Origin of the sequence: Roseovarius mucosus DSM 17069 (assembly GCF_000768555.3) — a bacterium.
GTDB lineage: Bacteria > Pseudomonadota > Alphaproteobacteria > Rhodobacterales > Rhodobacteraceae > Roseovarius > Roseovarius mucosus.
Window position 1 is genome coordinate 21828 of the sequence record NZ_KN293975.1, and the last position, 25244, is coordinate 47071.

The window sequence follows — 25244 nt, forward strand, 5'->3', positions numbered from 1 at the left end:
ACGAGTCAATTAAACACGATTAGGCCAGTCTGGCAACAGGTCTTTGGAGGGGGCGCATGCCGAAAATCGGGATGGAACCGATCCGCCGCACCGCGCTGGTGGAGGCCACGATTTCCGAGATCGGCGCGCATGGCAGCCTGGATGTGACCGTGGCGCAGATCGCCCGGCGCGCGGGCATGTCGAGCGCGCTGGCCCATCATTATTTCGGGTCCAAGGAGGCGATGTTCGCCGCAGCGATGCGCCATATCCTCACGCTCTACGGGGCCGAGGTGCGCGGTGCGCTGATCATGGCCAAGACCCCGCGCGATCGGATCGAGGCGATCATCCGCGCCAGTTTCACGCCGGCGCAATTTCGCGGCGAAATGGTCTCGGCCTGGCTGAATTTCTACGTGCAGGCGCAGCGCTCGGACGAGGCGCGGCGTCTGTTGCATATCTATCAGCGGCGGTTGCGCTCGAATCTGCATCACGCCTTTCGCGCGTTGGCCCCCGCCGAGGCGCGCACGCTGACGCGCGGTCTCGCGGCGATGATCGACGGGCTTTATATCCGTCAGGCGCTGCGCGAAGGGCCGATGCAGCCCGGCCTCGCGATTGATGTGCTGCTGCATTACCTCGACACCAGCCTGCCCCAAAAGGACAAAGTATGACCGCGCCCAATATCCTGATTTTCATGGTTGATCAGCTCAACGGCACCCTCTTTCCCGATGGTCCCGCGCCGTGGCTGCACGCCCCCAATCTCAAGGCGCTTGCGGCGCGCTCCACGCGGTTTGCCAATGCCTATACCGCCTCGCCGCTCTGTGCGCCGGGGCGTGCCAGCTTCATGTCGGGGCTCTTGCCGTCGCGCAGCCGCGTCTATGACAATGCCGCCGAGTTTGCCGCCGATATTCCCACCTATGCGCATCACCTGCGCCGCGCGGGCTATCAGACCTGCCTCAGCGGCAAGATGCATTTCGTGGGCCCCGACCAGTTGCACGGGTTCGAGGAGCGGCTGACAACCGACATCTACCCCGCCGATTTCGGCTGGACGCCGGATTATCGCAAGCCGGGCGAGCGCATCGACTGGTGGTATCACAACATGGGCTCGGTGACGGGCGCGGGGGTCGCGGAAATCTCGAACCAGATGGAATATGACGACGAGGTTGCCTACAACGCGCGCGCCAAGGTCTATGATCTGGCGCGGGGGCTCGATGCGCGGCCCTGGTGTCTGACGGTCAGTTTCACCCATCCGCATGACCCCTATGTGGCGCGCAAGAAATACTGGGATCTCTACGAGGATTGCGATCACCTGCTGCCAGAGGTGCCCGCCATGGCCTATGAGGCGCATGATGCCCACGCGCGGCGGATTTTCGACGCGAATGACTGGCGCAATTTTGACATCTCGCAGCAGGACATCCGCCGCTCGCGCCGCGCCTATTTCGCCAATATCTCGTATCTCGACGACAAGATCGGCGAGATTCTCGAGGCGCTGGAGAGCACACGGCAAGAGGCGATCATCCTCTTTGTCTCGGACCATGGCGACATGCTGGGCGAGCGCGGGCTGTGGTTCAAGATGTGTTTCTACGAGGGGTCAGCCCGCGTGCCTCTGATGATTTCGGCCCCCGGCATGGCGCCGGGGCTGATCACCGATCCGGTCAGCAATATCGACGTCTGCCCAACGCTCTGCGAACTGGCCGGGGCGGATATGTCCGAGGTGATGCCCTGGGTCGAGGGGCAATCGCTGGTCTATCTGGGGCAGGGCGGCACCCGCGACGCGCCCGTCGCGATGGAATATGCCGCCGAAGCGTCCCAAGCGCCGCTGGTGTCGCTGCGCTATGGCAAGTGGAAGTTCAACCGCTGCGCGCTCGACCCCGATCAGCTCTTCGATCTGGAGGCCGATCCGCATGAACTGACCAATCTGGCGGATGACCCGGCCCATGCGGGCACTCTGGCACAGTTGCAGGCCAAGGCCGAGGCGCGCTGGGATCTGGCGGCCTTTGACGGCGCCGTGCGCGAAAGTCAGGCGCGCCGCTGGGTGGTCTACGAGGCGCTGCGCAAGGGCGGCTATTACCCGTGGGATTACCAGCCGCTGCAAAAGGCGTCCGAGCGGTACATGCGCAACCACATGGACCTCAACGTGCTGGAGGAAAGCAAGCGCTTCCCGCGGGGTGAGTGATGCGTTCTTCGTTCTGTAAATACTCAAATTCCGCCCTCTGCGGCGGGAAATGCCCTCAAGGAAAGAGAAACTGATGCAAGCCGATTATGTCATCGTGGGCGCAGGCAGCGCGGGCTGTGCCATGGCCTACCGTCTGGCCGAGGCGGGCAAATCCGTGCTGGTGATCGAGCATGGCGGCACCGATGCCGGGCCGTTCATCCAGATGCCCGGCGCGCTGAGCTATCCGATGAACATGAAGCGCTATGACTGGGGCTACCTGAGCGAGCCTGAGCCGCATTTGGGAGGTCGCCGCCTCGCCTGTCCACGCGGCAAGGTGATTGGCGGCTCCAGCAGCATCAACGGCATGGTCTATGTGCGCGGTCATGCGCGCGACTATGACCATTGGCGCGATCAGGGCTGCGATGGCTGGGGCTATGCCGATGTGCTGCCCTATTTCAAGCGGATGGAAAGCTGGCACGATGGCGGGCATGGTGGCGATGCGGGCTGGCGCGGCACGGATGGCCCGCTGCACGTCAGCCGGGGGCGGCGCGACAACCCGCTGGTGCGCGCCTTTGTCGAGGCGGGCAAACAGGCGGGCTATCCCGAGACCCATGATTACAACGGCCATCAGCAAGAGGGGTTTGGCCCCTTCGAGATGACCGTGTGGAAGGGACAACGCTGGTCGGCGGCCAATGCCTATCTGCGGCCTGCGCTCAAACGCGAGAATTGCGATATTATCCGGGGTTTTGTCACCCGCGTGGTGATGGAAGAGGGCCGCGCCGTGGGCGTCGAAGTGGTGATCAAGGGCCGCAAGGAAGTGGTGCGCGCGCGCGCCGAGGTGATCCTTGCCGCCTCGTCGATCAACTCGCCCAAGATCCTGATGCTCTCCGGCATTGGCCCGGCCGCGCATCTGGCGGACCATGGCATCCCGGTGGTCGCGGACCGGGCGGGCGTGGGTCAGAACCTGCAGGATCATCTGGAACTGTATATCCAGATGGCCGCAAGCCAGCCCGTGAGCCTCTACAAATACTGGAACCTCATGGGAAAGGCCTGGGTGGGCGCGCGCTGGCTCTTGAACAAGACCGGGCCGGGGGCCAGCAACCAGTTTGAAAGCTGCGGCTTCATCCGCTCGGGCGCGGGTGTGGACTATCCCGATATCCAGTTCCATTTCCTGCCCATCGCCGTGCGCTACGATGGCAAGGCGGCGGCGGAGGGGCATGGCTTTCAGGCGCATGTCGGGCCGATGCGCAGCCCCTCGCGCGGCGCCGTGACCCTGCGCAGCGCCAATCCCGCCGACGATCCCGTGATCCGCTTCAACTATATGAGCGAGGCGCAGGATTGGGAGGATTTCCGCAAATGTATTCGCCTCACGCGCGAGATCTTTGCGCAAGACGCCTTTGCGCCCTATGTCCGGCACGAGATCCAGCCCGGTGCGGCGGTACAGAGCGACGATGAGCTTGACGATTTCATCCGCGAACACGCCGAGAGCGCCTATCACCCCTGCGGCACCTGCAAGATGGGGCGCGCGAGCGATCCGATGGCGGTGGTCGATCCAGAGGGCCGGGTGATCGGGGTCGAGGGGCTGCGCGTGGCGGATTCGAGCCTGTTTCCGCGCATCACCAACGGCAATCTCAACGCGCCCTCGATCATGGTGGGCGAAAAGATCGCCGATGCCGTGCTGGGCCGCAGCCCGCTGCCGCCCGAGAATGCCGAGCCGTGGATGCATGCCGACTGGGCGCAAAGCCAGCGCTGAGGCGTTAACCTTTTGTTCACCTTCTGTCTTGCGGGCGGGCGTCGGCCTCCGGCATAAGGGGGTATGTTAAGGATTTGTTTACTCATCGTTCTCGGTCTGGTCCCGCTTGCGGCGGGGGCAGCGGGGTTTGGCGGCCCGGTTCGGGTGATCGACGGCGATACGCTCGACGTGGGCGAGGTCCGCGTGCGGCTGCATGGGATCGACGCGCCGGAACTGGGGCAGATCTGCACCAACCCCGATGGCGAGACCTGGGATTGCGGCACATGGGTGGCCGAAGAGGTGCGCGCCCGGATCGAGGGCCGCGAGGCACGCTGCGAGGCGGTGGAGAAGGACCGCTATGACCGCACCGTCGCGCGCTGCACGGTGCTGGGGCAGGATGTGGGCAGGATGCTGGTGGCGGATGGTCTGGCGCTGGCCTATCGCAAATATTCGATGGCCTATGATCTGGATGAAAAAGCCGCCGTTGTGGCGGGGCGCGGCCTGCACGAGGTGTTGATGGCGCGCCCCGAGGATCACCGCCGCATGGTGCGCGAAAACCGCGCGGCAGAGGCCCAGGCAAACGCGCCCGCGCCGCAAGGGGGCTGTGTGATCAAGGGCAACCGCAGCGGATCCGGCAATCGGATTTATCACATGCCCGGACAGGCGGATTATGACGCGACGCGCATCAACGAGGCCAAGGGCGAACGCTGGTTCTGTTCCGAGGCCGAGGCCCGCGCCGCAGGCTGGCGGCGCGCCAAGCGCTGAGTGAGAAGAGCGATGCGCGTGGCCCCGGCTCAGGGCCGGGGCGTATTTGAGTATTTCGGGAACAGGGAAAGGCGCGCGGCGCTCAGAGCGTGATCGGCTGCATCACCTGCGGTTCGATCACATCGACCCCCGGCAGGGCCGCCGCCAGCGCATCGGCGGATTGCTCCAGAATCGGGAAGGTCCGGTAGTGGCAGGGGATCACCGTCTTGAAGTCAAAGAAGGTCTTGGCCGCATAGGCGGCGCGGCGCATGTCCATGGTGAAATGCCCGCCCGCGCAGAGAATCCCGATGTCGGGCGCATGGAGCGCGTTGAAGACGCCCATATCGGCCATCACATCGGTATCGCCCGAGACATAGATCACATGCCCCTCGCCCGCGATCATATAGCCACATTCGCTGCCCGTGACCTGCGGTCCGGCGTCGGTCGCGATCGAGGTGGAATGGGTGGCATGGACCATCGTCACCTGCACCCCGCCCAGATCGACCGTGCCGCCCTTGTTGAAGCCGACGGTCTGGATATTCTCCTTGGCCTCCCAATGGGACATGAGGTCATATTGCCCCACGACCGGCACGCCAAGCCGCTTGGCCAGGGGCAGCACATCGGCGACATGGTCGAAATGCGCGTGGGTCAGCAGGATATGGGTGGCGCCCTCGGTGGCGGGGCCGTGCTGATCCTCGGGCAGCATCGGGTTGCCGTTGAGCCAGGGATCGAGGAGCAGAACCTGTCCACCGATTTCGATCCGGAAAGAGCTGTGGCCGAGCCATGTGATGTGCATTGGTGTCTCCGCTAGGGTTTCATGTTGCCCATACCTTAGCAAGCATGCCGGGCAAGGAAAGGGGGCGATGTGCCCGCCCGATCCGCTTGCGCCCGCGCGGTCCCGGCGGTAAACGCAAGCCAAACGGATCGTGGGAGAGGCTCATGTCGATTGATCTCGAAACCGCCGCCAAGGTGGCCAAGCTGGCACGGATCGCTGTGCCGCAAGACGCGCTGCCGGCGCTGGCCAATGAATTCAACACCATTCTCGGGTTCATCGAGCAGTTGAACGAGGTCGATGTCGAGGGGGTCGAGCCGATGACAAGCGTCACGCCCATGCGCCTCAAGCGGCGCGAGGATGTGGTGAGCGATGGCAATCAGCAGGCGGCGGTGCTGTCCAACGCGCCCGATGCGCGCGAGGGCTTCTTTGCCGTGCCGAAAGTGGTGGAATGATGACCGATCTCAACAAACTGACGATTGCCGATGCGCGCGATGCGCTGCGCAAGGGCGACGTGACCAGCGTCGAGCTGACCGAGGCCTGTCTTGCGGCGGTCGAGGGGGCCGGGGCGCTCAACGCCTTTGTGCATCACACGCCCGAGATTGCCCGCGCGCAGGCCGCTGCGGCGGATGCGCGGATTGCCAAGGGCGATGCGCCCGCGATGTGCGGCATCCCGCTGGGGATCAAGGACCTCTTTTGCACCAAGGGCGTGCCCTCTCAGGCCGCAAGCCGGATTTTGCAGGGGTTCCGCCCGGAATACGAATCGACCGTGACGCAGAACCTGTTTGACGCGGGCGCGGTGATGCTGGGCAAACTCAACATGGACGAGTTTGCCATGGGATCGAGCAACGAGACCTCGTGCTATGGTAATGCCGTCAACCCCTGGCGGCGCGGCAATGATGAGGCGGCGCTGACGCCCGGTGGCTCGTCCGGTGGCTCTGCCAGTGCCGTGGCCGCCGATCTCTGCCTTGGCGCGACCGGCACCGATACCGGCGGCTCGATCCGCCAGCCTGCGGCCTTTACCGGCATCACCGGCATCAAGCCCACCTATGGGCGCTGCTCGCGCTGGGGGGTCGTGGCCTTTGCCTCGAGCCTCGATCAGGCCGGGCCGATGACCAAGACGGTGCGCGATTCTGCGATCATGCTGGGTGCGATGTGCGGGCATGATCCCAAGGACAGCACCTCGGCCGACATTCCCGTGCCGGATTTCGAGGCGCTGCTCACGGGCGATATTCGCGGCAAGGTCATCGGTATCCCGCGCGAATACCGGATGGAGGGCATGCCCGCCGAGATCGAAAAGCTGTGGTCTGACGGGGCCGACATGCTGCGCGCGGCCGGGGCCGATATCCGCGACATCAGCCTGCCGCATACGAAATACGCGCTGCCCGCCTATTACGTGATCGCCCCCGCCGAGGCCTCATCCAACCTCGCGCGCTATGACGGGGTGCGCTATGGCCACCGGGCCAAGCTGTCGCAGGGCGATGGCATCACGGAAATGTACGAAAAGACCCGCGCCGAAGGCTTTGGTTCCGAGGTGCAGCGCCGCGTCATGGTGGGGACCTATGTGCTGTCGGCCGGGTTCTACGACGCCTATTACAACCGTGCCCGCCGGGTGCGCGCGCTGATCAAGCGCGACTTTGACGAGGCCTTTGCCGCGGGCGTCGATGCGATCCTCACCCCCGCCACGCCAAGCGCCGCCTTTGGTCTGGGCGAGATGACGGATGCCGATCCGGTGCAGATGTATCTCAACGACGTCTTTACCGTGACCGTCAACCTTGCCGGTCTGCCGGGCATTGCCGTGCCAACCGGGTTGGATGGCAAGGGGCTGCCGCTCGGGTTGCAACTCATTGGGCGGCCTTGGGAAGAGGGCGATCTGCTCAATACCGCCTATGCGCTGGAACAGGCTGCAGGCTTTGTGGCCAAACCCGCGAAATGGTGGTAAGGCGCGGGTCGAAACGGCATTTGGCAGGATGAAAGACATGCGGTTCACTGTTGGTTTGGTTGCCCTGATGGCGCTGGTGGCCTGTGCCCCCGCCGTGCCCGATAGTGGTGCCGGGGTCGGCTTTCAGAACTATGACACCTATCAGCGCGACAAGGCCGCGCGCGAGGCGGCGCTGGCACGCGGTGCTCTGCCGCCGCCCAATGCGGTCTCGTCCGAACCGCTGAGCGCCACGGGCCAGACCGCGGCGCAGGCCGATGACGCCGCCACCATCGCCGCCGAGGCGCGCGCGGCTCTTGAGGCGGCAGAGGCCAATTCCGGCGTGCCGCCGCTGAATGCCAGCCCGTCGAATCCGCCCCCAGCGGTCGAGAATGCCGCCGGGATTTCGCAAGAGAACAACTTTGATGCCGTGGGGGCCGAACGCTCGATTGCCGAGGATGCCGCACGCATCGCCAACAACCGCGCGCAATACCAGGTGGTGCAACCACAGGCGATCGGCAGCCGTCCGAGCGACGTGGGCCCCAATATCGTGGACTACGCGCTGAGCACGAAACATGCCGTGGGCACGCCGGTCTATCGCCGCCTCAGCATCAATGCCGCCTCGAAGTTCGAGCGCAATTGCGCGCAATACCCCTCTGCCGATCAGGCGCAGCTTGATTTCCTGCGGCGTGGCGGCCCCGAGCGGGATCGTCAGGGGCTCGACCCCGATGGCGATGGCTATGCCTGCAATTGGGACCCGCGCCCGTTCCGCAACGCGGTGCGCGGCTGAACCTGCGGTGATCCGTCACCCGTCGCCCAATTTCGGCCCGCGCCGGGGCGACGTGCGGCCGGACATGATCGTGTTGCATTATACCGCGATGGCCACGCCCGAGGCCGCGCTTGAGCGGTTGTGTGATCCCGCTGCCGAGGTATCGGCGCATTACCTCATCTGTCCCAAGGGCCGCGTCTGGCATCTGGTCGATGAAGCTGCCCGCGCCTGGCATGCCGGGGCCGGGCAATGGGGGGATGTGACGGATGTCAATTCGCGCTCCGTCGGGATTGAACTGGCCAATACCGGCGCAGAGCCGTTTCCAGAGCCACAGATGGCGGCGCTGGAGGGGCTGATGGCGGGGATCATGGCGCGCTGGGATATTGCCCCTGCGCGCGTCATTGCCCATTCCGACATGGCGCCTGCGCGCAAGGGCGATCCGGGACCGCGGTTTGACTGGCGGCGGCTGGCGCGGCAGGGGCTGTCGGTCTGGCCAGAGATCGGGGCAGGGGGTGGGGCCACGCCTGCGCAATTCGACCGCGATGCCGCGCGATTTGGCTATGTCCGGGCCGAGGGTGTCAGCGACGCCGACATCCTGCGCGCCTTTCGCCTGCGGTTTCGCCCCTGTGGCACGGGGCCGCTCGCGCCGCAGGACTGCGCGATGATGGCGGACCTCGCCGCACGCTTCGCCGTTGACCGCGCCGCCCCAAGCGCCTAAGTCAGCCCTTGCGCGGAGGGCCGGATGGCCGCGGCACCTGCAAGGGTGACGAGGAAAGTCCGGACTCCACAAGACAACGGTGCCGGGTAACGCCCGGCTGGGGCAACCCAAGGGAAAGCGCCACAGAGAAGAGACCGCCTCGGAGCGATCCGGGGTAAGGGTGAAACGGTGGGGTAAGAGCCCACCGCGGGACGGGCAACCGGACCGGCACGGCAAGCCCCACCGGGAGCAATGCCAAATAGGGACCGCGCGCGGGGGCTGGTCCCGGACCCAGGTCCGGGATACCGCCCGCAGGCACGTCTTGGCCCGGCGGTCCGGGTTGGCAGCTAGAGGGGCGTTGGCAACAGCGTCCCAAGAGGAATGGTCATCCAGCCCCGGGTTTCGGTCCGGGGTGGACAGAATCCGGCTTACAGGCTCTCCGCGCTCTTTTCATTTCGCACCGGCGGATTAAAACCCCGACATGCCGTATGAATGGACCACGCCTCACCCCGAGGCCGACACAGATATGACCCTCTCGCTCTGGCCGCATCGCTCGTTGCCGCGCCGGGGCTTTGCCGCCTTTGTGCTGGCCACCTTCACGCTCATCACCCTGCCGCTTTATCCGCTTCTGGGGACGGCGGTGCTCTGGGGGCTGTTGCCGTTCCTGCTCTTGGCGCTGGCGGGGATGTGGTGGGCGCTGGAACACAGCTATCGCAGCGCGCGGCTGAGCGAGGTGCTGACCATCGCGCCCGAAGAGGTGCATCTGCTGCGCACCAACCCGCGCGGCGATGTGCAGGAATGGGCCTGCAACCGCTATTGGGCGCAGGTCAACATGCATGACACCGGCGGGCCGGTCGCGCATTACCTCACGCTCAAGGGGGCGGGGCGCGAGGTCGAGATCGGCGCGTTCCTGTCCGAAGAAGAGCGTGTGGCGCTCTACGGCGAATTGCTCCGTGCGCTGCGCGCGCCTGCGGCGGGGTAGGGAAACCGCCCCGGCCTTGGGCCGGGGCCTCAGGGTTTGGGGCGCGAGGTCCCGGGTCAGGCCCGGGACGGGTGTATTTGCCGCCCCGGCCCTGAGCCGGGGCCTCTGGATTTGGCAGAGGGGTCCCGGGTCAGGCCCGGGATGGGAACGCCAAGCGCCCCCTTTTCGCCCCCCGCGCGACCTGCTACCAACCGCCATGCTCAGCTATCAGCACCATTATCACGCGGGCAATCCGGCGGATGTTCACAAGCACGCGGCCCTGGCCTGGGTGCTGGCTTATCTGTGCCAAAAGGACAAACCCCTCAGCTATATCGAGACCCACGCCGGGCGTGGCCTCTATGATCTGAATGATGCCGCGGCGCTGAAAACCGGCGAGGCGGCGCAGGGCGTGGCGCGGCTCGAGGTGCGCTTTGCCCCCGATCACCCGTTTCGCCGCTGCCTGACCCAGACCCGCGCGGCGCATGGGGCCGCTGCCTATCCCGGCTCGCCCCTGATCGCCGCGCAGGGCCTTCGCCGCATGGATCACTTGCATCTGGCCGAATTGCACCCCGGCGAGAATACCCATCTGCGCCGCAATCTGGCGGGGTATGATGTGAAAATCCGCCAGCAGGACGGGTTCGAAATGGCACAAGAGATTTGCCCGCCCACGCCCCGGCGCGGCCTCTTGCTCGCGGACCCCAGCTATGAGGTCAAGACCGAGTATGACAGCATCCCGAGGCAATTCGCCCAGATCGCCCGCAAATGGAACGTGGGCATCCTGATGCTCTGGTATCCGATCCTGACCAGCGGGGCGCATGAGGGGATGCTGACCCAGCTTGGCGCGGCCTTTCCCGAGGGTCTGCGCCACGAGGTCCGCTTTCCCCCGGTGCGCGCCGGGCACCGGATGGTGGGCTCCGGCCTCTTCGTGGTCAACCCGCCCTATGGGCTCGAGGCGGAACTCGCGCGGATAACAGAGGTGTTCGCGGCGAAAGGGTGAAGGGGTCTGATCGGGGTCATATCGCCCCGGCCCCCGCGCCGGGGCCTCTGCGCTGCCTCGGAGAGGTCCCGGGTCAGGCCCGGGACGGGCGTGGTTTCGACGGGGCGCAGCACCGTCAGTTTGTCGCCGTAGTAGAGGTGATTCATCGTACCCGCCCGCCTATGTTGCCCCGCCATGATGGGCCGAGTCTGGTTAAGGCCAAGTTTAGGCGCAGCAGCGGGCGGCTGCCCATGCCTTGCCTCCCCCACCCCCCCGTCATCCCTGCCCCAACCGCAAGGGGGTGCGACAAAATTCTTTGATCTGCATCAAATTCGCGCATTGCCGCGCTCCCCCAGACATTCTAAAACCCTGAAACATCACGGGCATGTGAGACTCAGACGTTCCTTGCCCCGGCACCAACACCAGCAGGAGGCACACAATGGCAGATGCAGCCATTCACGGCCACGAACACGAAGATCAGCGCGGGTTTTTCACCCGGTGGTTCATGTCCACGAACCACAAGGATATCGGTATCCTCTATCTGATCGTTTCGGCATTCGTCGGCCTGATCTCGGTCACGTTCACCGTCTATATGCGAATGGAACTGATGGAACCGGGCGTTCAATACATGTGCATGGAAGGCGCGCGGTTCATCGCCTCTGACGTCGCCGAATGTACGCCCAACGGCCACCTGTGGAACGTGATGATCACCTATCACGGCGTGCTGATGATGTTCTTTGTCGTCATTCCCGCGCTGTTTGGCGGTTTTGGCAACTATTTCATGCCCTTGCAGATCGGCGCGCCGGATATGGCGTTCCCGCGCATGAACAACCTGTCGTTCTGGCTCTATGTTGCGGGCACCTCGCTGGGCGTCGCCTCGCTTCTGGCACCGGGTGGCAATGGTCAATTGGGCTCGGGTGTGGGCTGGGTGCTCTATCCACCGCTCTCGGTCAACGAAGGCGGCATGTCGATGGACCTCGCGATCTTCGCGGTCCACGTGTCGGGTGCCTCGTCGATCCTGGGTGCGATCAACATGATCACCACCTTCCTCAACATGCGCGCGCCGGGCATGACCCTGTTCAAGGTGCCGCTGTTTTCCTGGTCGATCTTTGTCACCGCCTGGCTGATCCTGCTGTCGCTGCCGGTTCTGGCGGGCGCAATCACCATGCTGCTCACCGACCGCAACTTCGGGACCACCTTCTTTGACCCCTCGGGCGGCGGCGATCCGATCCTCTATCAGCACATCCTGTGGTTCTTTGGCCACCCGGAAGTGTATATCATCATCCTGCCCGGATTCGGGATCATCAGCCACGTGATCGCCACCTTCGCGCGCAAGCCGATCTTTGGCTATCTGCCGATGGTCTGGGCGCTCATCGCGATCGGTGTTCTGGGCTTTGTCGTCTGGGCGCACCACATGTACACCGTGGGCATGTCGCTGACGCAGCAGAGCTACTTCATGCTGGCAACGATGGTCATCGCGGTGCCGACGGGCGTCAAGGTGTTCTCCTGGATTGCGACCATGTGGGGTGGATCGATCGAATTCCGCACTCCGATGCTCTGGGCCTTCGGCTTCCTCTTCCTCTTCACCGTGGGTGGCGTGACCGGCATTGTCCTCAGCCAGGCCGCCGTGGACCGTGCCTATCATGACACCTACTATGTCGTGGCGCATTTCCACTATGTGATGAGCTTGGGCGCGGTGTTCGCGATCTTTGCGGGGATCTACTTCTACTTCCCCAAGATGACCGGGCGCATGATCCCCGAATGGGGCGGCAAGCTGCACTTCTGGGCGATGTTCATCGGTGCGAACCTGACCTTCTTCCCGCAGCACTTCCTGGGTCGTCAGGGCATGCCGCGCCGCTACATCGACTATCCCGAGGCCTTCGCGGTCTGGAACTGGTGGTCGTCGGTCGGTGCCTTCATCTCCTTCGCGTCCTTCGTGTTCTTCTTTGGCCTCGTGATCTATGCCCTCTTCCGGGGCGCACGCGAGACCCGTCCGAACCCGTGGAACGAATATGCCGACACGCTGGAATGGACCCTGCCGTCGCCGCCGCCGGAGCACACCTTTGAACAGCTCCCCAAGCGTGAAGACTGGGACAAACAGCCCGCGCATTAAGGCGGACCGCATGAAACACAAAGGCCCCGGAGAAATCCGGGGCCTTTTGCATGGCAGCGGCCCAATCCTGCGCCGCAGGGCATTGCGCAAGCATCGCATCCGTTGCGCGGCCCCGCAATTGCCGCGCTATCACCAAGGTGATCACACGTGAGCGGCCCCGTAATTGCCATGCGGCCAAGCGGTGCCTAAGTGCGGTTTCGATACAGTCATAAAGGGAAATTTCCATGCACATCACGCGTCGACACTTTGCTGGCCTCACTTTGGCCGCTGCGGCCACCACGCTCGGGGCCGCGCCGTCCTTTGCTGGCCCGGACATCCGCAAGGGCACGCTGTCGGGCCGGCAGGGCTATACGGTGTCGGGAACGGTCAAGATCAAGAAACAGGATGGCAAGACCGTTGTCCACCTCGCAGAAGACTACGTCTTTGATCCCAGCAAGAACCCACCGGATATCAAGATCGGTTTTGGCAATCACGAGACATATGCCAAGGGCTCCAAGATCCATGACAAGCTGACCGTCAAGAAAGGCGCCGCCAGCTTTGAGGTGCCTGCATCGATCGACGTCGACAACTATGATGAGCTCTACATCTATTGCGAACAGTTCAGCGTCATCTTGGGCGTCGCCCCGCTCAAGTGATCCGCTGTCGGCGCGTGACACCGAAAACCGCCGGAAATGGCGGTTTTCCCTTTCCTGCCAATTCGGGGCGCGAGGTATCCCAAGCGCCGATCACGCGTGCCCCCTATGAAATAGCTTGCCGATGTATGCGCGGGATTCCTTTTTCGATCTGTCCCTCGCGGGGCAATGCGGCCTTGTCGCTCTGAGCCTCCTGCTGTCTATTGCCTTTCTGCTGGTGGCCCGGCTTTTGTTGCGGACCAGTGCAATCTGGGTTCGGCTCTTGGGCGCGTTCAGCCTCTATTGGCTCTTTGTCTGGTTATCCCCCCAAGTCTATTACGAATACTACCGCCTTCTGATCCCAAGCCTGCCTGCGCAATGGGTAATATGGCCGCCGCGCACCCCGGCAGAGGCGCTGGCACTTCTCGCGTTGCAAGGTCCGCACAGCCTGTCTGCTCATGGTCAGGCGCTGTTGGGCTGGTCTCTCTTGGCGGCCCCCTTCGTGCGCGTGTCCCGCAAGCGCCGCGCGTGATCACTCCAGCCGCACCAGACCGGCAAAACGGTCGCGCGCGACATCCCGGATCACCCGCACGATCTGTTCCACCATCGGCCCATGCGCCGACCGCCTGCGCCACGCCACCCCGACCGAGCGCAGGAACCTGTCCTGCCGAAAGCTGAGGATCGCCACATCGCCGGTCTCTGGTGCAACCTCTGACTGCACATAGAGCGCAGGAAGAAAGCATATCCCCATATTGAGCGCCGTCATCTGGCGCAGCGCATCAAGGCTGCTGCCCTCGTAATCCTGCCGCAACTGCGCACCAACCTCTTCGCAGAGCGCGACCATCTGCGCATGGAGCGGATAGCCACGCGGCAGCGCCAGAATGTCCTGCCCGGTCAGATCCTCATCCCGCGCCATGTCCTTGCCTGCCAGCGGATGATCCTGCGCCACCGCCAGTTTGAGCGGTTCTCGAAAGAGCCGCTCTACGGCGATATCCCCCGAATGGAGCGGCAGTTGCGCAAGGATCAGATCATGCCGCCCCTCCAGCAATTCCTCTTGCAGGACGGTCGGGGCGGCATCGCGGATGATCAGCTTGAGCCCGGGATAATGCCGCCTGAGGCGCCGCACCACATAGGGCAGGAAATAGGGGCCCAGCGTCGGGCTGGCCCCAAGGCGGATGGTGCCGGCCATGCCCTCGCGGGTGGCTTGTGCCAGACTGCCCAGAACTTCGGCCTGTTCCACGATCTTGCGGGCATGGGCCAGCACCTCGCGCCCGCCCGGCGTGAGGATGGCCCCGCGATGGCCCCGTTCGACCAGCGTCATTCCAAGCGCGGTTTCAAGGCCAAGAATTTGCTGGCTGAGCGAGGGTTGGCTGACGCCGACACGTTCAGCGGCCTTGCGGTAATGCCCGGTCTCGGTCAGCGCGATGAAATAGCGCAACTGCCTGAGTGTTACATCCTGCGCCATGTCGGCCCTCCTCTGCCCTGGCGAGAATATAGGAAATTCCTATCAAGTTTTAATATTCCATCGGATTTTATTGACGCGCACCCTACCCATATCAGGGCTGTCAGCATGATGCCCCGCTGACGTCCGCAGAAGGAGACCCAGAATGACACCGCGCCGTATTTCCCCGCAATCGCTGCTCAGCCGGATCGCCACCCTGCGCCGCCGCCATCAGGATATCGACGCCCGTATCACGACCGAACACCAGCGCCCGATGCCTGACATGGCCATGTTGAAGCGGCTGAAACAGGAACGTCTCGGGCTCAAGGATGCCATTCACGTCACCCGCATGATGCTGGGGCGCATCCAGCCCGATACCGTACGCACCGGCTAACCGGCGCAGACCGCAAAGCCACACCCATGTCCTATTTCTATCTCTCTATGACGTCCTCGCGCCTCTTTCACAGCGCCGATCTCGATGGGCTGCACGAAGCCTTGGCCGAGATGCCAGAGGCCGAGCGCCAACAGGGTCCGCACGCCGGGTCGCTCCCTGTCCTTGTCCAGTCTCCGCGACAGCCCTCTGCCGGAGACGCGCCTTGCCCCGCATGCAAGGCCTGAGGCCCGCGATCTAGGCCCGCCCGCCGGGCCATGTGCCGTGCGAAGAACAGGCCCCGGAGCGATCCGGGGTCTGTTGCGGTGTCTGCCCATTCCTGCGTGTCACTGCCGCCTCCGCACGCTTGGCGGTCGTATTCGCCCTTTCAAGGGCTTGACCCTGCGTGCTATCCCCATGCCCAAGATACGCAGGACCGATACTATGACACACGAAATCCGCCTCGCCTTCGAGCATCCCTCTGCCCGCGCGCGCGCCACCTCGCCCGATGGGCCGCTGGACCGCATTTCGGTGCGCGATCACGTGGTCGAGGTCGAGATCGGCGCCTTTCAGGCCGAGCGCGGCACGACACAGCGCATCTGCTTTAACGTGGTGGTCGAGGTGCGCCCGCTGACCGATGCCATCGAGGATGATGTGGACCGCATCCTGAGCTATGACAAGGTGACAGAGGCGATTGCCGCCGAACTGGCCGAAGAGCGGCTGAACCTGCTCGAAACCCTCGCGGAACGTATCGCCGAACGCATCCTGTGGGAGCCGCAGGCGGTGCGCACCTTCGTCCGCATCGAAAAGCTGGACCGGGGTCCGGGGGCCTTGGGCGTCGAAATCGTGCGCTCGGTCAATGATCTCAAGACCAAGCCGATCACGCCCCATGCCGCGACCACGCCGCATCCGCATGTGGTGTTCCTGACCAATACCGCGATCCGCTCGCCCAATCTGGCCCGCTGGCTTGATCAGCTCGAGGCGCGGGCCGAGCCGGTGATCCTTTGTGTGGGCCGTGCCGATGTGGCAGCCCCCCAGACGGGGCACCGCATGACACAGCGCCGTGTCGACCTTTTGGCGATGGAGCAGAATGCCTGGGTTCTGGCCGGGCAGGATGAGCGCTGCGTCGTGGTGGCCACCCGGACCGAGCTGGATTGGTCGATGAAACACGGACAGATCAGCGTCTGGGCCCCGTCCAAGATCGTGCTCGATGCCGTGGACGGGCCGGGGGTCGCGACCGATGACCCCGTGGCGCTCGCGGCGTGGTTCGCGGGCCATATCGAGGCCTCGGACCTCTTGATGATCGGCGAGGCACCGCCCAAATCCTGCCGCGTGCCGGTGCTCTTTCAGGACGTGGCGCAGTCGGGTTTGTAAGCCCGGCCGCTCAGCCCGGCACGACCCGCCCCTGATCCAGCCGCAGGATACGGTCCATCCGGGCCGCCAGATCAAGGTTATGCGTGGCAATCAGCGCCGAGAGGCCCGTGCCGCGCACCAGCCCGGTGAGCGCGGCAAAGACCTGATCCGAGGTGCCGGGATCGAGATTGCCCGTAGGCTCGTCTGCCAAGAGAACGCGGGGGGCATTGGCCAGCGCCCGGCAAAAGGCCACGCGCTGTTGCTCGCCCCCCGACATGGCCGAGGGCCGGTGCCCGGCGCGCGGCCCGACACCCACCTCTTCCAGCAATGCCTGCGCCCGCGTCTCGGCCTCGCGCCGTGCCACGCCATTGGCCAGTTGCGGCAACACGATGTTTTCCAGCGCGCTGAACTCGGGCAAGAGGTGGTGGAACTGATAGACAAAGCCTACCTCCTGCCGCCGCACCATGGTGCGCCGCCGGTCGTTGAGGCCGGTCATGTCTTCGCCCCCGATCTCGACCCGGCCCGCGTCGGGCGTATCGAGCAGCCCCGCGATATGCAGCAGCGTGGATTTGCCGGCCCCTGACGGGGCCACCAGCGCCACCATCTCGCCACGCGCGAGCGTGAGGTCGACACCGTTCAGCACCCGCACCTCAGAGGTCAGGCCGCGATTGTAGATCTTCTCGACGCCGCTCAGGCGCAACACCGCCTCACTCATAGCGCAGCGCCTCCACCGGGTTCATCCGCGCCGCGCGCCGCGCCGGAAAGATCGTGACCACGAAACTCAGGCCAAGCGACAGCACCACCGCCGACATCACATCCTCGCCCCGCAATTGCGCGGGCAGCCGGTAAATGCCCCGGATCGACGGATCCCAGACCTGACCGCCCATGGCCATGTTCACAAAGCTGAAGATCGGGTCGATATAGAGCGTGAAGAGACAGCCCAGAATGACCCCCATCGCCGTGCCGATCATCCCGGTAAAGGCCCCGCAGATAAAGAACACCCGCAGGATCGACCCCTCGGTCAGACCCATGGTGCGCAGGATGCCGATGTCGCGGCCCTTGTTCTTGACCAGCATGATCAGGCCGCTCGTGATGTTCATGGCCGCGATCAGCACGAGGATCGAAAGGATCACGAACATCACGTTATCCTCGACCTCGAGCGCGCGCAGGAATGACCCGCTCGCGTCTTGCCATGTCCAGAGCAGCGCCCGCTCGCCCGCCGCCTCCAAGAGCGGCAGGGTCAGGTCATCGACGGTTTCCGGCTCGGCCACCATCACCTCCAGCTCGTCGGCGCGGCCATCGCGGTTGAAAAAGCTCTGCGCCTCGGCGAAAGGCAGATAGGCGCGCACCCGGTCGATGTCATAGCGCCCGGCGGTAAAGATATAGACCACCTCATAGGCATTGACGCGCGGGCTGGTGCCCAGCGGTGTCTTGACCCCGTTGGGCGAGATCAGCTTGATCCGGTCGCCCACGGTCACACCCAGTTCCTGCGCCACGCCGGAACCGATGGCGATGCCCTCGTCAAAGCGGCCAATGTCCCCTTGAGAGGTTTCGGGATCGGCCACGCGGCGGATGGTTTTCAGATCCTCGGCCATGATGCCAAAGATCTGCACCCCGGCGTTGCGGTCGCGGGCATTGGCCATGACCTGCCCTTTGACCAGCGGGGCCACGCGGGTCACGCCGGGAACCGCGCGCACGCGCTCGGCCATGGCGGCGTAATTCTCAAGGCTGCGGTCCACGCGCCCCGAGGCATCGACCGCGCCGGAATTGTAAACCGTGACATGCGCATTGGCGCCAAGGATCGTATCGACGAATTCCGCGCGAAAGCCCGAGCGCACGGCGAGCGTGGCAATAAGGGCAAAGACCGCCAGCGTGATGCCGATGAGGCTGATCCAGGTCATGACGCTGACGCCGCCCTCGGCCCGCTTGGCGCGCAGATAGCGCCAGGCGATCAGCCATTCAAAGGCGGCAAAAGGGGTGGGCGTTCTGGCCATTCCGGTTCCTTCGATCTCGGGTTCGGGCGGAGAGTGGGGGTTTCGGATGGGGGCGTCAAGGGAGGGGCAACCTCAGCCCCAAGCGATGAGCCGCGCGGGCGCTGGGCCGGGGACTAGCGATGCAACAGACGTGACTGCCACTTTATGCCAGCCAAGTCCGTATGACCTCAAAGTAAGGCTCTCGTCCTCAAAATCGCTGGTCCGCGGGACGGCCCAGCGATCGCGCGGCGGCGCTCCGCGCCTTGTTCCGCGCGGGGGAATTCGCCCCCCCTCACATCCTCACAAACTCGGCCGCAGCACATGGCCCGCATAGACCCGCGCCAGCTTTTCCACCGCCTGCTCTGGCGGCAGTTCTTCGCTCTCGCCGGTGCGGCGGCAGGTCACCTCGACCACGCCATTCTTCAACCCGCGCGGTCCCACGGTGATCCGCCACGGCAGGCCAATGAGGTCCATCGTGGCGAATTTGCCGCCCGCCCGCTCGTCGCGGTCATCGTAAAGCGGCTCCATCCCCAAGGCCACCAGCGACGCATACAGCGCCTCGCAGGCGGCGTCCGCCTCGGCATCGCCCTGTTTCAGATTCACGATCCCGGCATGGAACGGCGTCACGCCCTCGGGCCATATGATGCCCTTGTCGTCATGGTTGGCCTCGATGATCGCGCCGATCAGACGGCTCACGCCGATGCCATGGCTGCCCATATGCACCGGCACGGATTTGCCATCCGGTCCCTGCACATTGGCCCCCATCGGCTCGGAATATTTGGTGCCGAAGTAGAAAATCTGGCCCACCTCGATGCCACGGCTGGCCTTGCGCCGCGCCTCGGGGATCGCCTCGTAGAGTGCTGCGTCATGGGTCTCGTCGGTGCGTGCATAGGGCGTGGTCCATTCCTTGACGATGGCCTCGCATTCTTCGCGGCTGGCATAATCCACCACCCGGTTGCCAAGGGTCAGATCGGTGATGGCGCTGTCGTAGAACACCTCCGATTCGCCCGTATCGGCCAGCACCAGAAACTCATGCGTGTCGTCGCCGCCGATCGGCCCGCTATCGGCGCGCATCGGGATGGCCTGCAATCCCATCCGCTCATAGGTGCGCAGGTAGCTGACCATGTGGCGGTTATAGGCGTGCAGCGCGTCTTCCTTGGTCAGGTCGAAATTATACCCGTCCTTCATCAGGAATTCGCGGCCCCGCATCACGCCAAAGCGCGGGCGCACCTCGTCGCGGAATTTCCACTGGATATGATAGAGCGTGAGCGGCAGGTCCTTGTAGCTGCCGACATGCGCCCGGAAAATATCGGTGATCAATTCCTCATTGGTCGGACCATAGAGCATGTCACGATCATGCCGGTCCTTGATCCGCAGCATTTCCGCGCCGTAATCGTCATAGCGCCCGGACTCGCGCCACAGGTCCGCAGATTGCAGCGTGGGCATCAAGACCGGGATATGGCCCGCGCGCACCTGTTCTTCGTGCACGATGTTTTCCAGCTTGCGCAGGATCTTGAAGCCCAGCGGCAGCCAGGAATAGATCCCGGCGCTCGCCTGCTTGATCATCCCCGCCCGCAGCATCAGCCGGTGCGAGGCAATCTGCGCCTCCGCGGGGGTTTCCTTGAGAACGGGCAGAAAGTAACGGCTCAGACGCATGGGCAGGGCACCTTCGAGATGAAATGCTTGATGCCGTCGGAGTATCCTAGGGCAGGGGGCGGGGCAAGGGGCAGGGGCCTTTACCCCTGCAACCGCCCCAAGAGGGCACGCATGAAATCATGGCCTGCCTCGAACTGTGCCACGGTGATGTATTCATCAGGCTGATGCGCCTGCGCGATGTCGCCGGGCCCGCAGATCACGGCGGAATAGCCCGCCTCCTGGAATTGCCCGGCTTCGGTGCCGTAGCTGACCACGTGGCGGCCGTTGTCGCCGGTGATCTGGCGCACCAGACCCTCCGCCGCGCCCGCCTCTTCGGGTTGCAGCCCCGGCACGCGGAACCTCGGGCACAGGTCGATCCGCGTCTCGGGGCGCAACGCCTGCATCGCGGCCTCGGCGGCGCGCACCTCGTCGACAAACCGCTGCCCCCATCCTTCGGCATCCTCGCCCGGCACCACCCGGAAATCCATGCCAAAGCGGCAATCCTTGGCGGTGATGTTATGCGCCGTGCCGCCCGAAATCTGCCCGACATGCAGCGTGGTCCAGGGTGGGTCGAACATCGCGGCCAGATCCGTTGGCACCTGCGCCCGGTTCTCGGCATTGCGCGCATTGGCCCAGTCGATCAGCGGGGCGGCGGCCATGATCGCATTGACGCCCAGATGCAGGATCGAGCTATGCACCTCATAGCCCACCACATGCACCTCGTATCCCAGCCCGCCCTTGTGGCCCGTGACCGCCTGCATCATCGACGGCTCGCCGATAATGGCGAGGTCGGCGCGCGGCAGAACGCCCTGCATCGCCGCAATCATCGGCGGCGCGCCGATACAGCCCACCTCCTCGTCATAGCTGAGCGCCAGTTGCAGGGGGCGCGCCACGCCCGAATGATGCGCCTCGACCAGCGCCCAGATCGCCAGCGCGTCAAAGCCTTTCATGTCGCAGCAGCCGCGCCCGTAATATTTGCCGTCGCGCGCGACCACGCTGAAGGGATCGCTGCTCCAGGGCTGGCCATCCACGGGCACCACATCGGTATGGCCCGAGAGGACGACACCCCCCGCCACCTCGGGCCCGACATGCGCGAAAATCGCGGCCTTCTGCCCGGTCTCGTCGTAATGGCGATGCGCGGCGATGCCGTGGCTCGCCAGATAGTCCTCGACCCAATCCACCAGCGGCAGATTGCTGTCGCGGCTCACGGTGGGAAAACCCACCAGCCGCTCCATGATCTCGAACGGCGTCAAACGCGCGGCCATGCTCAATATCCGCTTTCGGATGTCAGCACGAAATGCCCGGGTGTGACCTCTTGATAGACCGACGGTCCCGGCTCGTACCCGACCCGGTGGATGGGCGAGGGGATCGGCTTGAAATTCAGGTCCTTCTCGGATTTGCGCCGCCGCGGATCGGCGATCGGCACCGCCTTCATCAGGGCCTGCGTATAGGGATGCTGCGGGTTCTCGAACACCGCCGCGCGCGGCCCCCGCTCGACGATCCGTCCCAGATACATGACGCCGACATCATGGCTCACCCGTTCGACCACGGCCATGTCATGGCTGATAAAGACGTAACTCAGCCCCAGATCGGCCTGCAATTCCATCATCAGGTTGAGCACCTGCGCCTGCACGCTGACATCCAATGCGCTTACCGCCTCATCCGCGACAATGAGCTTGGGGTTCAGGGCCAGCGCGCGGGCAATCGCCACCCGCTGCCGCTGTCCGCCGCTGAGCTCATGTGGAAACCGCCGCAGGAAAGAGCGCGGCAATTCCACCCGGTCAAACAGCATCGCCACCCGGTCCTCGATCTCGGAGCCCGAGGCCAGCCCGTAATTCTTCATCGGCTCCGCCACCTGCGCCGCCAGCTTCATCTGCGGATTGAGGCTTGCGAACGGGTCTTGGAACACCATCTGCATATCCACGCGGGCACGGCGCAGATCGGCGGGGCCAAGCGCCATGATGTCAACGCCATCCAACACCACCTCGCCTGCCATCGGCTCGACCAGCCGCAGGATCGAGCGGCCAGCGGTGGATTTGCCGCAGCCCGATTCCCCCACAAGGCTGAGCGTGCGGCCCTTTTGCAGGGTAAAGGACAGATCCTCGACCGCATGGACATTGGCCAGCGTCCGGCGAAAGAACCCGCCCTTGACCGGGAACCGCGTGATCAACCCCTTGACGCGCAACAGCTCCTGATCCTGCCCTTTGATCGGCTTGACCTCATGGGCGTCCGCGCCCAAGAGGCGCATGGGCTCGGGCCAGGCTTTGCCGCGCATTTCGCCCAGCTTGGGCACCGCCGCGAGCAGCGCCTTGGTATAGTCATGGCTCGGGGCCTCGAAAATCTGCTCGACCGGCCCTTCTTCCACCTTGTTGCCGCGAAACATCACGACCACCCGGTCAGCCATCTGTGCCACGACCGCCATGTCATGCGTGATGAAAATCACCGCCGTGCCGGTCTCACGCTTGAGCCGGTCAATCAGTGCCAGAATCTCGGCCTGAATGGTAACGTCGAGCGCGGTCGTCGGCTCGTCCGCAATCAGAAGGCGCGGTTTGCAGGCCAGCGCCATGGCGATCACCACCCGTTGCCGCATCCCGCCAGACAACTCGTGCGGATATTGCTCCAACCGGCGCTCCGGCTCTGGAATCCGCACCTCGCGCAGCAATTCCAGCGCTTGCGCCCGTGCCGCCGCCTTGTCCATGCCGCGATGCACGCGCAGCCCCTCGGACAATTGCCGCCCCACGGTAAAGACCGGGTTGAGCGCGGTCATCGGCTCTTGAAAGATCATCCCGATCTCATTGCCCCGGATCGTGCGCATCAGGCTCTGATCCGTTTGGGCCAGATCGACCGCGCCGCCCTCTTTGCGGTCAAAGAGGATGCGCCCGCCCGCAATAGTGCCGCCGCCGTAATCAATCAGCCGCATCAGCGACAGCGACGACACCGATTTGCCCGATCCGCTCTCGCCGACGACACAGACCGTCTCGCCGGGGTTGACGGCAAAGGACACATCCTCGACCCCCACCACCGGCCCATCCCGCGTCTCGAACTCGACCCGGAGATTCTCGATCCGGACAATCGGGGTATCCAGCATGGGGGCGGCCTCTGCATTCAGGGGATGATGCCTAAACGCTACTCACTTTCGCGCGCGCCTGTCAAATAACGCTGCACGCATGACGCGATGTTGAGCGACGCGATGAATGGAATGCTTGCATTTTATTCTTATCCAGTCTGTGATGCCAGTGCCGGTCAGGGGATGCGGCACGCGCCATCGCGGCCTGTTTTCCCTGAAAAAGCGCAAACGAGACGGCGCAAAGAGCTGTCCAACAGTGGAGAAAGAACCAAAATGACCCTGAAACCATTGCTTTTGGGCGCGACCGCCCTTGCCGGTCTCGCCACTATGGCGCAAGCCGAGCGCGGCGCCGATGGCCACGTGAACCTGATCTACTGGCAAGCGCCGTCCATCATGAATCCCTATCTCTCGGGCGGCACCAAAGAGGTCGAGGCCGCCAGCCTCGTGATCGAACCCTTGGGCCGCTACAACACCAAGGGCGAGATGATCCCCTATCTGGCCGAGGAAATCCCGACCGTCGGCAATGGCGGTGTGTCCGAGGACCTCACCTCGATCACATGGAAGATCAAGCCGGGCATCCTGTGGTCGGATGGCACGCCCTTTACCGCCAATGACGTGAAATTCACTGCCGAATACTGCATGCACCCCGAAGGCGGCTGCGCCCAGCTTGGCAAATATGAGGGCGTGTCCTCGGTCGAGGTGATCGACGACCTGACGGTCAAGGTCAATTTCTCGCAGCCCACCCCGGTGCCCTATGGCCCCTTCATGGGTGGGCAGGCCCCGATCATTCAGGCGGCGCAATTCGCAAATTGTCTGGGGGCCAAGGCGCAGGAATGTGCCGATGCCAACTTCGCCCCCATCGGCACCGACCCCTTCAAGGTCGATGAATTCCGCCCCAATGACGTGATCTCGCTCTCGGCCAACCCCAATTACCGCGACCCGGCCAAGCCGCGCTTTGCCACCATGACCTTCAAGGGGGGCGGCGATGCCACGGCGGCGGGCCGCGCGGTGCTGGAAACCGGCGAGTTTGACTATGCGTGGAACCTGCAACTCGCCCCCGACGTGATCGCCAACATGGAGGCGGCGGGCAAGGGCGTGGCCATGTCGGCCTTTGGCACGCTGGTCGAACGGATCGAGATGAACCTCACCGATCCCTCGCCCGACCTGCCCGAGGGCGAACGCTCGACCGCCAAGCATCCGCATCCGATCCTGACCGACATGCGCGTGCGCAAGGCGCTGTCGATGGCCATCGACCGCGAATTGCTGACCGAAATCGGCTATGGCAAGGCGGGGCGTCCCACCTGCAACCTCGTGCCGGCACCGGAAATCTTTGCCTCCGACAACACCGACTGCCTGACGCAGGACATCGAAGGGGCCAAGGCGCTCTTGGAAGAGGCAGGCTGGACCGTGGGTGCGGACGGCATCCGCGAAAAGGACGGCAAGAAGCTGTCGCTGCTCTATCAAACGTCGACCAACGCCGTGCGTCAGGACTTTCAGGCGCTGATCAAACAGTGGTGGTCCGAAATCGGCGTCGAGACCGAGCTGCGCAATATCTCTGCCTCCGTGTTCTTTGGCAGCGATCCGGGAAGCCCCGATACCTTCCCCAAGTTCTACGCCGATGTGGAAATGTATGCCAACAACTTCGACGGCACCGATCCGCAAAGCTATCTGGCCGGCTATACCTGTGAAAAGGCCCCGCGCCCGGAAACCCAGTGGCAGGGCGAGAATATCAACCGCTTCTGCGATCCGGCCTATGACGAACTGGTCAAGGAACTGGGCCGCACCGCCGAGCTGGACAAGCGCGGCGAGATTGCCCGCAAACTCAACGACATGCTGACCAAGGACAGCTATACCATCGTGCCGCTGGTGGATCGTGGCCGCGTCTCGGCGCGCTCCAACTCGCTGGGCGGGGTCGAGTTGAACACCTGGGACACCGAGCTCTGGAACGCCGCGGATTGGTTCCGGATCAAGTGATCTGACGGCA

25 protein-coding genes and 1 other RNA gene are annotated in these 25244 nt (G+C 64.3%); 19 read left to right on the forward strand and 7 right to left on the reverse strand.

Annotated elements, in window-relative coordinates:
- Nucleotides 1-56: 56 nt before the first annotated feature.
- The 4 genes from betI (at nucleotide 57) to ROSMUC_RS00135 (ending at nucleotide 4625) form a co-directional block, all read left to right on the forward strand.
- On the forward strand, nucleotides 57-644 hold the full coding sequence (betI, locus tag ROSMUC_RS00120; protein WP_245875076.1) for a transcriptional regulator BetI: 588 nt from the start codon (nucleotides 57-59) through the stop codon (nucleotides 642-644).
- A complete protein-coding gene (gene betC / locus ROSMUC_RS00125; RefSeq protein WP_037268189.1) occupies nucleotides 641-2149 on the forward strand; it encodes a choline-sulfatase in 1509 nt (502 codons plus the stop codon). Before betI ends, betC begins: the two co-directional genes overlap by 4 nt.
- Nucleotides 2150-2222: 73 nt before the next feature.
- A complete protein-coding gene (betA, locus tag ROSMUC_RS00130; RefSeq protein ID WP_037268192.1) occupies nucleotides 2223-3881 on the forward strand; it encodes a choline dehydrogenase in 1659 nt (552 codons plus the stop codon).
- 63 nt (nucleotides 3882-3944) lie between these two features.
- The gene (locus tag ROSMUC_RS00135; RefSeq protein ID WP_037268193.1) at nucleotides 3945-4625 is read left to right on the forward strand and encodes a thermonuclease family protein; all 681 of its coding nucleotides are present in this window, start codon (nucleotides 3945-3947) and stop codon (nucleotides 4623-4625) included.
- A gap of 82 nt (nucleotides 4626-4707) precedes the next feature.
- Here ROSMUC_RS00135 and ROSMUC_RS00140 read toward each other — a convergent pair whose 3' ends face one another.
- The gene (locus ROSMUC_RS00140; RefSeq protein WP_037268195.1) at nucleotides 4708-5400 is read right to left on the reverse strand and encodes a metal-dependent hydrolase; all 693 of its coding nucleotides are present in this window, start codon (nucleotides 5398-5400) and stop codon (nucleotides 4708-4710) included.
- Nucleotides 5401-5543: 143 nt separating this feature from the next.
- Here ROSMUC_RS00140 and gatC point away from each other — a divergent pair, with 143 nt between their 5' ends.
- The 11 genes from gatC to ROSMUC_RS00190 all read left to right on the forward strand — a co-directional run bounded on the left by gatC (nucleotide 5544) and on the right by ROSMUC_RS00190 (nucleotide 13953).
- Complete coding sequence (gene gatC / locus ROSMUC_RS00145) at nucleotides 5544-5831, forward strand: Asp-tRNA(Asn)/Glu-tRNA(Gln) amidotransferase subunit GatC (RefSeq protein WP_037268196.1); 288 nt, start codon at nucleotides 5544-5546, stop codon at nucleotides 5829-5831.
- A complete protein-coding gene (gene gatA, locus ROSMUC_RS00150; protein WP_037269709.1) occupies nucleotides 5831-7318 on the forward strand; it encodes an Asp-tRNA(Asn)/Glu-tRNA(Gln) amidotransferase subunit GatA in 1488 nt (495 codons plus the stop codon). Before gatC ends, gatA begins: the two co-directional genes overlap by 1 nt.
- Before the next feature lie 37 nt (nucleotides 7319-7355).
- Nucleotides 7356-8084: a hypothetical protein gene (locus tag ROSMUC_RS00155; RefSeq protein ID WP_037269711.1), complete on the forward strand. Its 729-nt coding sequence runs from the start codon at nucleotides 7356-7358 to the stop codon at nucleotides 8082-8084.
- 64 nt (nucleotides 8085-8148) lie between these two features.
- Nucleotides 8149-8781 (forward strand): N-acetylmuramoyl-L-alanine amidase, encoded by a 633-nt coding sequence (locus ROSMUC_RS00160; RefSeq protein WP_052115200.1) that lies wholly within the window; start codon nucleotides 8149-8151, stop codon nucleotides 8779-8781.
- Between the two features lie 12 nt (nucleotides 8782-8793).
- Nucleotides 8794-9207: RNase P RNA component class A (rnpB, locus tag ROSMUC_RS00165), an RNA gene on the forward strand.
- 34 nt (nucleotides 9208-9241) lie between these two features.
- A complete protein-coding gene (locus ROSMUC_RS00170) occupies nucleotides 9242-9742 on the forward strand; it encodes a DUF2244 domain-containing protein (RefSeq protein WP_037268198.1) in 501 nt (166 codons plus the stop codon).
- A gap of 196 nt (nucleotides 9743-9938) precedes the next feature.
- Entirely contained in the window at nucleotides 9939-10718 is a 780-nt protein-coding gene (gene rlmJ / locus ROSMUC_RS00175; protein WP_037268199.1) for a 23S rRNA (adenine(2030)-N(6))-methyltransferase RlmJ, read from the forward strand.
- A 418-nt stretch (nucleotides 10719-11136) separates the two neighbouring features.
- The gene (gene ctaD, locus ROSMUC_RS00180) at nucleotides 11137-12810 is read left to right on the forward strand and encodes a cytochrome c oxidase subunit I (RefSeq protein WP_037268201.1); all 1674 of its coding nucleotides are present in this window, start codon (nucleotides 11137-11139) and stop codon (nucleotides 12808-12810) included.
- Between the two features lie 10 nt (nucleotides 12811-12820).
- A complete protein-coding gene (locus ROSMUC_RS20915; protein ID WP_170062539.1) occupies nucleotides 12821-12961 on the forward strand; it encodes a hypothetical protein in 141 nt (46 codons plus the stop codon).
- A gap of 73 nt (nucleotides 12962-13034) precedes the next feature.
- Nucleotides 13035-13445 (forward strand): DM13 domain-containing protein, encoded by a 411-nt coding sequence (locus ROSMUC_RS00185; RefSeq protein ID WP_037268202.1) that lies wholly within the window; start codon nucleotides 13035-13037, stop codon nucleotides 13443-13445.
- A gap of 121 nt (nucleotides 13446-13566) precedes the next feature.
- On the forward strand, nucleotides 13567-13953 hold the full coding sequence (locus ROSMUC_RS00190) for a hypothetical protein (RefSeq protein WP_037268204.1): 387 nt from the start codon (nucleotides 13567-13569) through the stop codon (nucleotides 13951-13953).
- On the opposite strand, the gene ROSMUC_RS00195 is transcribed toward ROSMUC_RS00190, so the two are convergent.
- Nucleotides 13954-14886 carry a hydrogen peroxide-inducible genes activator gene (locus tag ROSMUC_RS00195; protein ID WP_037268211.1) on the reverse strand — a complete coding sequence of 311 codons (933 nt, stop codon included), beginning with the start codon at nucleotides 14884-14886 and terminating at the stop codon, nucleotides 13954-13956.
- A gap of 142 nt (nucleotides 14887-15028) precedes the next feature.
- On the opposite strand from ROSMUC_RS00195, the gene ROSMUC_RS00200 reads away from it, so the two are divergent.
- The 3 genes from ROSMUC_RS00200 (at nucleotide 15029) to ROSMUC_RS00210 (ending at nucleotide 16606) form a co-directional block, all read left to right on the forward strand.
- The gene (locus ROSMUC_RS00200) at nucleotides 15029-15256 is read left to right on the forward strand and encodes a YdcH family protein (protein WP_037268215.1); all 228 of its coding nucleotides are present in this window, start codon (nucleotides 15029-15031) and stop codon (nucleotides 15254-15256) included.
- A gap of 26 nt (nucleotides 15257-15282) precedes the next feature.
- Complete coding sequence (locus tag ROSMUC_RS21160) at nucleotides 15283-15480, forward strand: hypothetical protein (RefSeq protein ID WP_102105819.1); 198 nt, start codon at nucleotides 15283-15285, stop codon at nucleotides 15478-15480.
- Between the two features lie 196 nt (nucleotides 15481-15676).
- Nucleotides 15677-16606, forward strand: coding sequence for a dihydroneopterin aldolase (locus tag ROSMUC_RS00210; RefSeq protein ID WP_037268218.1), 930 nt, complete (start codon nucleotides 15677-15679; stop codon nucleotides 16604-16606).
- A 10-nt stretch (nucleotides 16607-16616) separates the two neighbouring features.
- Here ROSMUC_RS00210 and ROSMUC_RS00215 read toward each other — a convergent pair whose 3' ends face one another.
- The 5 genes from ROSMUC_RS00215 to ROSMUC_RS00235 form a co-directional block, all read right to left on the reverse strand.
- Entirely contained in the window at nucleotides 16617-17300 is a 684-nt protein-coding gene (locus tag ROSMUC_RS00215; RefSeq protein ID WP_037268224.1) for an ABC transporter ATP-binding protein, read from the reverse strand.
- On the reverse strand, nucleotides 17293-18579 hold the full coding sequence (locus ROSMUC_RS00220) for a lipoprotein-releasing ABC transporter permease subunit (RefSeq protein ID WP_037268226.1): 1287 nt from the start codon (nucleotides 18577-18579) through the stop codon (nucleotides 17293-17295). Before ROSMUC_RS00220 ends, ROSMUC_RS00215 begins: the two co-directional genes overlap by 8 nt.
- A 279-nt stretch (nucleotides 18580-18858) precedes the next feature.
- On the reverse strand, nucleotides 18859-20214 hold the full coding sequence (proS, locus tag ROSMUC_RS00225) for a proline--tRNA ligase (protein ID WP_037268230.1): 1356 nt from the start codon (nucleotides 20212-20214) through the stop codon (nucleotides 18859-18861).
- A gap of 80 nt (nucleotides 20215-20294) precedes the next feature.
- Complete coding sequence (gene argE, locus ROSMUC_RS00230) at nucleotides 20295-21458, reverse strand: acetylornithine deacetylase (RefSeq protein WP_037268231.1); 1164 nt, start codon at nucleotides 21456-21458, stop codon at nucleotides 20295-20297.
- Nucleotides 21459-21460: 2 nt separating this feature from the next.
- On the reverse strand, nucleotides 21461-23281 hold the full coding sequence (locus ROSMUC_RS00235; RefSeq protein WP_037268233.1) for an ABC transporter ATP-binding protein: 1821 nt from the start codon (nucleotides 23279-23281) through the stop codon (nucleotides 21461-21463).
- A gap of 252 nt (nucleotides 23282-23533) precedes the next feature.
- On the opposite strand from ROSMUC_RS00235, the gene ROSMUC_RS00240 reads away from it, so the two are divergent.
- Nucleotides 23534-25234 carry a peptide ABC transporter substrate-binding protein gene (locus ROSMUC_RS00240; protein ID WP_037269715.1) on the forward strand — a complete coding sequence of 567 codons (1701 nt, stop codon included), beginning with the start codon at nucleotides 23534-23536 and terminating at the stop codon, nucleotides 25232-25234.
- Nucleotides 25235-25244 lie beyond the last annotated feature (10 nt).